The sequence below is a fragment of the Paenibacillus sp. J23TS9 genome (genome assembly GCF_018403225.1).
Classification (GTDB): Bacteria; Bacillota; Bacilli; order Paenibacillales; family Paenibacillaceae; genus Paenibacillus_AQ.
This window is the reverse complement of the sequence record NZ_BOSG01000001.1, coordinates 1,531,820-1,543,354: the sequence shown is the minus strand read 5'-3', so window position 1 is coordinate 1,543,354 and position 11,535 is coordinate 1,531,820. Positions and strand designations below refer to the sequence as shown.

Here is an 11,535-nt window from a genome sequence, read left to right as displayed (position 1 = left end):
AATTTTGCTGTTTTACCCAAAAAATATTATTTATTTTACAATTCGATTGGATTTGTCCATTGATCGTTAATTTTTGATTTAGCTTTAAGCTAAACGTAATTCCCTATGTAAGGTAGGATTTCGAACACGTAGCAATGACAAGCGAATCATTAGTGATAGAATTTCAATATATCTATACAATATCATGCTACCAAACTAGTAAATCGTGTTACATTTTTAACAAATTGTAACACGATTAGTGTGTGCAGGAGGTAATTAACTTATACATTGTCTTTCAAACAAAAAAGTTTACTTCATAGATGAAAGAGGAGGTATTCTCTTGGATTTATAAAAGTTATTGCTAGATTAGGGCAAAGCCCTTCGTACAGCATACAAGGATAGCGGAATGATTCAACCTATCCCATACCCAGAAAAATACTATGAATCGCCATCGGCAAGGTGGCGAATCCCGGTCATTGGACGGTGGAGCTGGCAGTCGATGATATAGCTTTCTTTAACGAAATGCCTAAGGAATAACATAATGTAAACGACCTTGGCGCCAGAATATACAACGGCGACTGCTTAAGAATCATTTATCTTCTAACATTGAAGCCGATAAAAGCTTTGGTGTTGAAATCGAACACGACTATCAATGGACCAAGCAGCTCGTCTTGGTCCGTGTTGTAAGTAACCGTCACCACATTACCGCTTGCAGCCTGAACGTCTTCAAGTAATTTCTTCTTCTCGGCAGTCGAAGGCAATACGCCAACTTCTTTGGAAGAGACAATGTGGACTGCGGCTTCGTCTTGCTTCGTTGTAATATGGGCAACTTGCGCATTCACTTGCGACCATGCCAAGTTGCGGTATTCCTGCGCGGTCTCTGGCGTCATTTTCAGTCCGTCCGTAACAGGGGCTTGACCCTGAACTACGATTAGGAATACGGGGCTTTGCGGAGGAAGGCTTTTCGTCTCAAATGGACCGTAGTAGGCGGTGGCTTTCATTCCGGCCTTCATATCCTCCCACTTCACGGACTCGCCTTGGGACGTCATAACACGCGTTTCTTTGCCTGCGTTCAGGATCAAAGCGTCGCCCAATTGAACCTGCCAGCCGTCATCCGTATGTTTCACGGCTTGGATCGTATCTTCTTTGACCGCACGGTCTGCATGGACGTTAATACTTACGGCTTGCGCCTGACCCGGAAAACTCGTTGCCATGGCTGGTCCGAACTCTGCATCGATTTGCGTTCCGGCTTTCAAATCGACAGGGGTTAGCATGGTGCCGTCTAGATTTTGAATAGCTGTCGATTTGTCTACCGTCAAAATGACCCATGTGCTGCCGAGCAGCTCGATACGGTATTTCCCGTCTTCTTGAGCCTGCACGCTTACGATCACACCGGAAGCTCGAATCAGGTCAACCGCTTCGTCGAGCTCGATTTCTTTGTTTGCTTTATCGTAATTTAAAGTATATCCAAGCTTAGCCGCAGCATCCCGAACCGGAATATAAGCTTCTCCATTGATATAGACAGGAGTAAGCTTGCTGTCTTGTCCATTAACAAGAACCTTTACTTCTTTTTGTAAGTATCCTGTAACCTTTTCCGCTAGATTTTCAGCTGTAACTGCAGTCGTTGTGCCAAGTATACCAGCCAAGGTTAATAATACGGTCAGTTTCTTTTTCATGCAAAAATCCCCTTTCTATTTCCAGTCTGATGAGTGATCATGACGTTGACAATCCAACAGACGGAATTCAGACCGGATAGGTTGCAAATGTCCAATTAGCGTAACTTCATAACATCTGATTGCGTCTAATTTTAGAAAGGTAAAATATTAATTTCACGAGTGGTGAATGGGTAGATGATCGTGGATTGGTGAAGCGGATCGTCTTTGCTGTTATTTAAAGTGATTACCGGATCTCCATAGAATAGTCAACTCACATATACATCTTAAAAAGTCCGCATCAATAGCGGGCTTTTTCATTTGTTGATAGGAGTGCTTGTCCAATATTTAAAATAATTCGAACGATATCCATGATTATGACCAATATATAGTGTAGGCCCGAAGGGAAGGAGGTGGCGGATGAACCATTCATCTGAATATACAAGGCTCATTGCGCTTTCGCTGGACGGGAGCCTGAATGCGTTTGGTGAATTATATGAAGCAACCATTAATGACGTTTACAAAACCGTTTATTTCTTCATTCGGGAATCATCCGATGCAGAGGATGTCATTCAGGAGATTTATATTCAAGTATATCGGTCTCTTGAAAAATTTGACGTAAGCAGGCCGTTTCGGCCTTGGTTAATGGGCGTGGTTATGCGGCAAATCCAGGCTCACCGAAGAAAGAATTGGACACATATACGAACTCTCAAAAAAGCTGAACAGATTGACCAGGCCGTGGTTTACGATTTCTCCAGTGAGGTGGTCAACAAAGTATCGAATCGATCGCTGCTTGCAAGCGTGGATCGACTTCCTTATAAGCTGAAGCAAGTCGTTATTCTCCATTATTTGAATGATTACACGCAAGAAGAGATTGCAGCCACATTAGATATCCCTCTCGGAACGGTAAAATCACGAATCCATTCTGCTCTGCAAAAGATGCGCAAAAAACAAAAAATTAACATTCTGGGGATAGGGAAGGTGGAGGACCTAAATGAGTCTCGATGAAAGGTTGAGAACTGCTTTTAAGGAAGAAACCGAAGAATGGACAGCACCAGCGGAGCTCAAGGAAAAAATACTAAACCAAGTTGCACGCAATCAAGGAGGAAGACGAATGAAAAAATGGGTCGTGACATGTATTTTGGCTGCTTCATTATTAATACCTGCGGGTGCCTTTGCCGGGTATAGCTATTTATCTGATTCCATCTATGGTTCGCAAGAAAATATCGCTGAGTATGGAGTCATTCCACAGCAATATGATGAGCTGGAGGCAAAGCTGCAGAGCGCCAAGCAAATCCTAAGTGGGGAGGAGTTCACAAAATTCATGTCCTTGCTTAAAGAATTGGGTCCCCTTAATGTGAAAATGGCTGATACGAACGGGGAATTTAATTTGGAAAAATTGAGCGCAGGGGAGCAAAAAAACTATAAAAGGTTATTAACTGAGTTAGAGCCCTATTTTCACAAATTAAAGAATGTTCATCCAACGAAGAGCATAGCTAAACCTTTATATAGCTCTGTTTTCTGGAAAGAACAGTTACATGAAGCAAAGCAAATACTCAGCAAAGAAGAATTCAATGAGTTTCAAATCTTAATCAATGAGTTGAAGACATATGACGAGAAAACGCTTGATCCGGATGGTAGGGTTCATCTAGAACGGCTTACAAAGGAAGATCAGACAAATATAGAGCAAGTGGTACAGCAGCTGCAGCCCTTCTTAAAAAAGCTGGGCATTTCAATTAAGCCGAGAACTTGATCACAAGTTACCGAATGAAAAGAACATACTTGTATAATGGCCGCATCGCTGCGGCTCTTTTTTATTATTTTATTTGTTGCAGCTATTTCTTTTGGAATGTCGATTGACCTCAGGCGTTGCGCTAACGGGCAGGATAGTTAAGCATTTATATTGAATTTATTGAAAGCCAGGATTCGGAAAACATTACTTAGTGAGGTGAAAATATGAATAACGAAGTGATATTACGAGACGTGAATAAAGATGATTTGCCGATATTTTTTGAGCAACAATTGGACAAGGCTTCCAACTATATGGCTGCCTTTACTGCCAAAGATCCAACGGACAAGATTGCCTTTATGTCTCATTGGCAAAAGATATTAGACGACGATCGGATTATAAAAAAGACCGTACTCTTTAACGATCAAGTGGCGGGACATGTTTCGAGTTTTGAACAGTTCGGTGAACCAGAAGTCAGCTACTGGATCGGACGAGAGTATTGGGGAAGAGGTGTTGCAACTAGATCACTTTCTCAACTTCTTGACTATGTAAATATTCGTCCCTTATTTGCTCGTGCAGTGAAAGATAACATAGCTTCTATTATATGGATTGGGTTTGAATGACAGACTCATTCTTTAAAATAGGGCGAGATCCCTCTTGAATATAGGTTCTCCACTAACTTGAAAAATTCTTCTGACGATAAATCCTTTTGACGCTGGAGCCAAAGACGAAATAAAGAAAGGGATGTTGTCAGGTAAAACTCAATCAAGTATGGCGTTAAGGAATGGTTTGGCGGAACGTTTATTGCTAATTGATCCAAAGTGATTTCTTTTTTTAAGCGTTTTAAAAAACGGGCACTTCCATAATCACCCAAAAGGGCATTTAGAACCAGGAGATGTTCTCTTTTGTCCAGACAATAGAGCGTATCTTGAACTGTATGCATCGAGATGTCTTTATTCGCCAATTCTTTTTCAATTTCATTCAATAGGTTATTTTCAACAGATTCTAACAATTCGTAAATGTCAGTAAAGTATTGATAAAAGGTGCTGCGGTTATATCCTGACTTATTCGCAATTTCCTGAACCGAAATTTTCTCAATAGGCTTTTGGCTATATAACTCACAAAAAACTTCAACAAACTTTTGTCTTGTTTTCTCCGTTATTTGGGGTTGCTTCTTCATGTTTCCCTCCTGCTAGCGAATAAGAATATCATCCGACAAATACTAAAATACTGATGGTTGATCAATGAATACTAAAGATTTATGATCACATCATACAACATGTTGTCTGATAATTAAAAGAAAATGTGAATAAGTAGGGGAGGATTTCATGCCGGCAAAACAAGAACGAATTTTAATTTTTGGTGCAGGTGTCATCGGGAGCATGTACGCAATTAAGCTTATTGAAGCAGGGTTTGACGTTAGCCTGTTTGCACAATCTAATAGATTTAAATCATTAAGAGAAAATGGCCTGCAATATATAGAAAAAGGTACAGTTAGATCGATACAAGTGAATGTCCTTGATACGCTCGAAAATGATGATGTATACGATTTTATTTTTGTTACCGTTCGTTATGATCGGTCCGAATCAGCGTTGTTAGCGCTAAAAGATAATCAGAGCAAAAATATAGTTACGATGACTAGTAATTCAATTGGATTTTCTTCGTGGCTGGATATCGTAGGGGAAAGACTTTTACCAGCTTTTCCCGGCTTCGGCGGACAGATTAAAGATGGAGTATTGCATGCTCGATTTCTACCAAAGATGATAGCGGCAACTGCATTTGGAGAAATGAATGGTGTAGTTACAGAACGCATAGAAAATCTCGCAGAATTATTTGCAACAGCAAAGCTTCCCTACGTTATTAAAAAGGATATGCAAGCGTATCTGATCACACATTCCGTATCAGACATTGCCATGTTGAGCGTTTTGCATGCTGAGAATAAGATCATTGACAAAAAAACAGCCAGAACCAGAAAGACGGCACGCAAAATAACAGTCACTTTAAAAACGTATCTAAGGGCAATACAAAAAGCTGGCGTTTCAATTGATCCACCCATGCTTAAAATGGTGCTTAAATTTCCAAACTTATTTTTGGATCTTTTCTTTATGGCATGGCTACGAACTAAAATGGTTAGGGATATGATGTTGCCGGATTATGCGAATAGTGCTAACAATGAGATGGTGCAACTGAGTAATGATTTATCGAAATTTTTAAGTCAAAATGATATCACATCGGAAATACATGTTTAGTATTTTTATTGTTAAAATATTATGGTTCATTTAATCCATCAATTGGGCAAATAATAATGCATTTCGTCGTTGGACAAATGTCGAGGGACAAGAACATCTTCCCATTAAAGTCGCTATTATAGCGGCTTTTTTTGTTTTATCGGTACAAGTTCGTGTCTCAAGCTAAGGACAAGAAGAACTTGTACCAATTGCCGGAAAGGACAAGAACTTGTTCCCATTACCGTAAGACAAACAACTAGGAAACGTGTATCAGACTGTGTTAAAATAAGTACACCAAATCCATATTTTGCGCACTTTCGCTTTTGAACGATTTAAAAAAAGGAGCTTGACGATTGGACATGAATAAATTCGACATCGAAGAAATATACGCCGAACCAATCCGGGCTTTTACAATATGGATGAAGCAGTCGGGCTATACCGGAACCACAAGAAAAGAATATTTAAGGGAAGTTTACGATTATTTATCCTCGCTGGATCAGCTTCCGGTTCAGCAGGCCGGAAAATTGCAGGTCGTCAGCTTCTTGGTATCCAAACAAGAATCGGCCGGGGACCGGACGAGGAACCGTACGCTATCCGCAATCCGTTCGTTTTATGGGTCATTGATCGATTTTGAGCTGGCTACGAAAAACCCTGCTTTAGAGGTAAAAAAATCGAAGACGGAAAAAAATAAAATGCCGGTGTATTTGGAAGAACAGGAGCTGAAGACCACCCTTAATTATGTGAAGGGTCGTTACCGTAATCGAAATTTGGCTGTATTTATGCTGATGGGATATTGCGGTTTGCGCGTTGGAGAGATCCATCGCTTAAATCTATCGCATTTTAAGAAAGAGAAGGGAACGATTGAAGTCTTAGGTAAAGGGCGGAAATGGAATGAGATCCCTCTCCCGGATTTGGTTATAGAATACCTGACCAACGTGGAAGAGGAACGAATTCGTCCTTCCAGCTCACGGGAAGAAGCGTTCTTCGTTTCCCAAAAAGGGAAAAGACTATCCATCCGTCAGATCCAGAAGATTGCCGCGCAAGTCTTTAATGCTTTTAAGCAGGACCATCCGCACACGGCGGACTTGAAGTTGTCCTGCCATAAGCTGCGGCATTCCTTTGCCACGATGCTGCTGAACAATAATGTCGATATCCGGGTCGTCAAAGAACTGCTTGGGCATGCGTCCATCGAAACGACCATGATTTATACGCACATCAACGATGAGCAAAAACGAAGTGCCATGACGACAATCGAGGTACCGAGGATTTGACAGAAAATGAGGTTACAAGTTGTGACTGCAGCAGGAGGTTAGAATGTGATCATATTAATTGATTCTTACACGGAAGAAAAACTAGCTAAAAGTTTGATTGGAAGACCCGGTTTTTTCAAGCTTTTTTACGATACCGAAAATTGCGGATGCAACGGGGTGTTGGCCATCGAGATTGTTGAGCAGCCGCTTGAGACCGACATTAAGGTTTCTGTAAAAAAGTTTACTTTTCTGATCGACATGCAGCAGGAAAGCTTGTTCGACAAAGTGTTGAAGCTGGAAGCAGATCGAACATACCCGTCGTTTAAAGTGACCAGTGATTCGGCATTATACAGTACCAATGTTAGAATCAAAGACGACAGAGACATCGTTCTGGGCTGACCATCTGGCATACGTTTCATACCTTCGTGAAAGCATCCACTCGGACGTATATAATCAACGATCAATACATCCAGAATAAGCACAGCTCATGGACCGGAATGACTGTATTTGCTTTTGGGATTCGCAAGATTTTTGAAGCCGATATTCGGGTGGGGAAAATTTTGATCAGGACGAATACGAGCGAACGCCCGATTCATCATACACTGAAAATGCTGAAGCATATTATAAGTAAGGCGAACTATATTACGGAAGGTTACATAAGAAGCCCCTCCTCGAAAAATGATCGAGAGGGGCTTTCTTATTTAGTATAATGTTGAAAGTGTTTTTTTCTCAGATCTATTGCGCAGGAACCGAAATCATAGCTTTGAGGCTGTCTTCCTGGTACTTGTCCATGCCATGGAAAACGGCAGTATAATAAATACCGTCCTGCTTCCACAAATAATAAGGGAGATTCACTTCTTTCCCTTTGCTGTTGGAATACGAAGGTGGGAAGTAGACAGGGTCTTTGTCTTCATAAGCCGAAATTTCGATGCCGTCTGTCTCCAGCTTCCGAGTGAGCGAGAGTTTGGACGTTAGAAATATTCATCATGCGAAATCAATGGATAGTAGAGGTCGTTCCGGCCGGACTTTTCGAATCGAATCGCATTTTTCTTGTGAAGTCTATTCAGGAAGGTTTTAATCGTCTGATCCGACCATTGCATTTGTTGGGTTAATTTGATAATGATCTCACTGGCGGACAAAGGCTCCTTTTGCCAGAGGAGCTCATCATTCGCTTTCGGCCCCGAAGCAAGAAAGCGTCGCGCACAATCACAGTTGCAGAAACGAAAGTGGTAGGAAACCAGTTCTTATAAGCAAAACCTAGTAAATACAAAATTATTTTTCACCGATAGATCTGTTATGCTGAACCATATCAAAAATAAGGGCAAGTTTTTTTAGGTAACCCTGCAAAACTGTGCATGAGATGTCGGATGGGTACCGCTAAAACTTGCTATTCTGTTAACGAAAGGTGGTCATTCGCATGGATGGGCTTGGAAATCTGAATGAGGCCTTAAACTATATTGAAGAGAATCTTGCTGAAGATATAGATCTGAAGGAAGCGGCAAGGCTGGCTCGTTGTTCCGAATATCATTTCTCTAGAATGTTCTCATTCCTTGCAGGTATCACACTATCAGAATATATCCGCCGGAGACGCCTAACACTTGCGGCATTCGAGCTTCAAACCGGAGTTTTAAGAATTATGGATGTAGCGGTGAAATACGGATACAGCTCAGCAGACGCCTTTTCTAGAGCTTTCCAAAGCTTGCACGGTATTTCGCCCTCTTCGGTGAAGTCTTATGGCCCTTCATTAAAAGCCTATCCACGCTTGACCTTTCAATTAACCATACAGGGAGGAAGCGCAATGAATTATCGTATCGTAGAGAAAGAGTCGTTCCGTATCGTGGGTATCATGAGAAGGGTACCTATCCAATTTACAGGCGTAAATCCGGAAATCGAAACCATATGGAAAAGCTTATCCAGCGAAGATATCGATCAGCTCAAAAGGCTCTCGAATGTTGAACCTCTGGGGCTGATTCAAGCATCGACGAATTTTTCCGAGGGGCGAATGGAGGAAAAGGGGGAGCTTGACCATTATGTTGGTGTGGCTACAACAAAGCAGTGCCCCGAATATTTGACGAAACTAGAGGTCCCTGCAGCAACATGGGCTGTTTTTGAAGCCGTCGGACCATTTCCCGATACATTGCAAAATGTCTGGGGGCGTATCTATTCTGAATGGTTTCCTTCCGCAAGTTATGAGTTAGCAAGGGGCCCGGAAATTCTATGGAATGAGAATAAAGATGTATCTTCACCAACATTCAGAAGCGAAGTTTGGATACCGATTTTAAAAAGGTGACGAATATAGTCCCATTAAAAGTCGCTATATTAGCGGCTTTTTTGTTTTATCGCCGAAAAAAATCTACTTCTAATCTGCTTTCAGCGAAAATGGTAAATGTTATCTCCAATCTATGGGGAGTATCACAAAAAAGCGAAGTTGTTAGCACATAATACCAAAGGGGACCTCGGAACCCTTATGTTTTTCTCTTTATTGTTAACACTAAGTTTAAAGGTACGCGGCTAGCCCCAATTATAAAAACCTCTACATTACCATATTTCCTTGAAGGGGGATCTCTCTTTTGGATGCGCAGTTTTTAGATTTATTGGCCCAGAAATATGATACGAAAGAAAAAGTCGTAACCGAAATTATCAACCTTGAAGCGATCTCCAATCTCCCCAAGGGAACTGAGCATTTTGTCAGTGATTTGCATGGGGAGTTCCAGGCTTTTCAACATGTACTAAGAAACGGTTCGGGTACCGTAAAAGAGAAAATCAAGGATTTGTTCCGCGAGGCTTGGACGGATCAAGAAATCAGTGATTTTGCGGCGTTAGTTTATTATCCGGAAGAAAAAATACAGCTGGTTAAAGGCGACCTCTGCAATAAACAAGCCTTGAACCGGTGGTATAGACAATCGATTGAACACATGCTTAAGCTGATTACTTATGCCTCTTCCAAATACACGCGCTCGAAATTGCGTAAAGCTCTGCCGGAGCGGTTTGTATATATTGTCGAAGAGCTTCTATACAAGACGGATTCGACCCACAATAAGGATCCTTATTACGAGGAAATATACCGGCAGATTATCTCCTTGGGGCAGGCGGACAAGCTCATTATAGGCCTTGCTTATACAACCCAGCGCCTGGTGGTTGACCATCTTCATGTGGTCGGTGATATCTATGACCGCGGGCCGGATCCTGATAAAATTATGGACACCTTGATCAACTACCATTCTGTAGACATCCAGTGGGGGAACCATGATGTCCTGTGGATCGGCGCCTATGCGGGTTCCTTGGTCTGCCTTGCGAATATTATCCGGATATGCGCCAGATACGATAATCTTGACATCATCGAAGACGTATACGGAATCAATCTTCGTCCACTGCTGAACTTGGCGGAGAAATACTATGATGACAATCCAGCCTTCAGACCGAAGCTGCAAGCTGGCCATAACGTATCGGAGCCGGAAATCCTGCAGATTACCAAAATTCATCAAGCCATTGCCATGATCCAGTTTAAGCTTGAAATCCCGATTATTAAGAGACGTCCTTACTTTAATATGTCTGAAAGGCTTTTGCTTGAGCAGATCGATTACGACAACAATGAAATCGAAATAGGCGGAAAAAAGTACCCGCTGGCCAACACCTGTTTCAGAACCGTCAATCCGCAGCAGCCCGAACAATTATTAGAGGAGGAGCAGCAGGTGCTGGAAAAGCTGCTGTTCTCCGTTCAGCATTCCGAAAAACTGGCCAGACATATGAATTTTCTTATGAAAAAAGGCAGCCTTTACTTAAAATACAACGGGAATTTGTTAATTCACGGCTGTATTCCTTTGGATGAAGTAGGAAACACGGAAGAAATGCAGATTGAAGACAAACTGTATTCGGGTCGTCAGCTGCTCGATGTCTTTGAATATTATTTGCGTTACGCCTTTGCGAATCCGGAAGAGACGGATGATCTGGCTACGGATATGGTGTGGTATATCTGGACCGGGGAATGTTCCTCGCTCTTTGGAAAGAGAGAAATGACCACCTTTGAACGGTACTTTATCCAAGATAAAGAAACCCATAAGGAGCGAAAGAACCCGTACTACCATTTGCGTGAAAATGAGGAGATCTGCCGGAAAATCCTGCTGGATTTTGGTTTGAATCCGGATCATGGACATATCATTAACGGCCACACGCCGGTTAGAGAAATTCGTGGAGAGAACCCCGTTAAAGCTAATGGGAAAATGATCGTCATCGACGGCGGTTTTTCCAAAGCTTATCAATCCACAACGGGCATCGCCGGATATACCTTGTTGTATAATTCCTTTGGCATGCAGCTCGTCGCCCATCAGAAATTTAATTCCAGAGAAGATGTGTTATGTAACGGAACGGACGTTTTGTCTGTAAAAAGACTGGTGGACAAAGAACTGGAGCGGAAGCTGGTGAGGGAAACCAATGTCGGGGAGAAGCTGCAGCAGAAAATATCCAATTTGAACAATCTCCTGGAATATCGCTACATGAAATAAAATATTAACAATTAAGTTTTTTCACTTGATAATCATGCAGTGCATTTAAAAAAAGGAGTCCCCATTAAAAATATTAAAAATAAAGAAACCCAGCCATCTTCTCGCATGAAGGACGGCTGGGTTTTTAATTGGATGCTAAAGAAGTAAATAATGCATGGAAAGCTCTGAATTGTATCATAACGAGGATGTCCTTCA

11 protein-coding genes are annotated in these 11,535 nt (G+C 41.7%); 8 read left to right on the top strand and 3 right to left on the bottom strand.

All coding sequences use genetic code 11. The annotated features are described in order from the left end of the window. Positions 1–572: 572 nt before the first annotated feature. Positions 573–1,655, bottom strand: coding sequence for a stalk domain-containing protein (locus KJS65_RS07470; RefSeq protein WP_213649251.1), 1,083 nt, complete (start codon positions 1,653–1,655; stop codon positions 573–575). A gap of 396 nt (positions 1,656–2,051) precedes the next feature. Between KJS65_RS07470 and KJS65_RS07465 the strand changes: the two genes are divergently transcribed. The 3 genes from KJS65_RS07465 to KJS65_RS07455 all read left to right on the top strand — a co-directional run bounded on the left by KJS65_RS07465 (position 2,052) and on the right by KJS65_RS07455 (position 3,983). After that, on the top strand, positions 2,052–2,639 hold the full coding sequence (locus tag KJS65_RS07465; RefSeq protein WP_213649250.1) for a sigma-70 family RNA polymerase sigma factor: 588 nt from the start codon (positions 2,052–2,054) through the stop codon (positions 2,637–2,639). Continuing rightward, positions 2,626–3,384: a DUF3600 domain-containing protein gene (locus tag KJS65_RS07460; protein WP_213649249.1), complete on the top strand. Its 759-nt coding sequence runs from the start codon at positions 2,626–2,628 to the stop codon at positions 3,382–3,384. Before KJS65_RS07465 ends, KJS65_RS07460 begins: the two co-directional genes overlap by 14 nt. Before the next feature lie 203 nt (positions 3,385–3,587). Beyond that, positions 3,588–3,983 (top strand): GNAT family N-acetyltransferase, encoded by a 396-nt coding sequence (locus KJS65_RS07455; protein WP_213649248.1) that lies wholly within the window; start codon positions 3,588–3,590, stop codon positions 3,981–3,983. A 5-nt stretch (positions 3,984–3,988) separates the two neighbouring features. On the opposite strand, the gene KJS65_RS07450 is transcribed toward KJS65_RS07455, so the two are convergent. Continuing rightward, the gene (locus KJS65_RS07450) at positions 3,989–4,540 is read right to left on the bottom strand and encodes a TetR/AcrR family transcriptional regulator (RefSeq protein WP_213649247.1); all 552 of its coding nucleotides are present in this window, start codon (positions 4,538–4,540) and stop codon (positions 3,989–3,991) included. A gap of 148 nt (positions 4,541–4,688) precedes the next feature. Here KJS65_RS07450 and KJS65_RS07445 point away from each other — a divergent pair, with 148 nt between their 5' ends. The 3 genes from KJS65_RS07445 (at position 4,689) to KJS65_RS07435 (ending at position 7,237) form a co-directional block, all read left to right on the top strand. After that, the gene (locus tag KJS65_RS07445; protein WP_213649246.1) at positions 4,689–5,609 is read left to right on the top strand and encodes a ketopantoate reductase family protein; all 921 of its coding nucleotides are present in this window, start codon (positions 4,689–4,691) and stop codon (positions 5,607–5,609) included. A 338-nt stretch (positions 5,610–5,947) separates the two neighbouring features. Continuing rightward, a complete protein-coding gene (locus KJS65_RS07440) occupies positions 5,948–6,859 on the top strand; it encodes a tyrosine-type recombinase/integrase (RefSeq protein ID WP_213650691.1) in 912 nt (303 codons plus the stop codon). Between the two features lie 45 nt (positions 6,860–6,904). Next, a complete protein-coding gene (locus tag KJS65_RS07435; RefSeq protein WP_213649245.1) occupies positions 6,905–7,237 on the top strand; it encodes an iron-sulfur cluster biosynthesis family protein in 333 nt (110 codons plus the stop codon). 572 nt (positions 7,238–7,809) lie between these two features. Here KJS65_RS07435 and KJS65_RS30085 read toward each other — a convergent pair. Next, the gene (locus tag KJS65_RS30085) at positions 7,810–8,079 is read right to left on the bottom strand and encodes a BlaI/MecI/CopY family transcriptional regulator (protein WP_213650690.1); all 270 of its coding nucleotides are present in this window, start codon (positions 8,077–8,079) and stop codon (positions 7,810–7,812) included. 176 nt (positions 8,080–8,255) lie between these two features. Between KJS65_RS30085 and KJS65_RS07425 the strand changes: the two genes are divergently transcribed. Together KJS65_RS07425 and KJS65_RS07420 are read left to right on the top strand one after the other, a co-directional pair. Continuing rightward, positions 8,256–9,128, top strand: coding sequence for an AraC family transcriptional regulator (locus KJS65_RS07425; protein WP_213649244.1), 873 nt, complete (start codon positions 8,256–8,258; stop codon positions 9,126–9,128). Positions 9,129–9,408: 280 nt separating this feature from the next. After that, on the top strand, positions 9,409–11,340 hold the full coding sequence (locus KJS65_RS07420) for a fructose-1,6-bisphosphatase (RefSeq protein ID WP_213649243.1): 1,932 nt from the start codon (positions 9,409–9,411) through the stop codon (positions 11,338–11,340). The last annotated feature ends 195 nt before the right edge of the window (positions 11,341–11,535 follow it).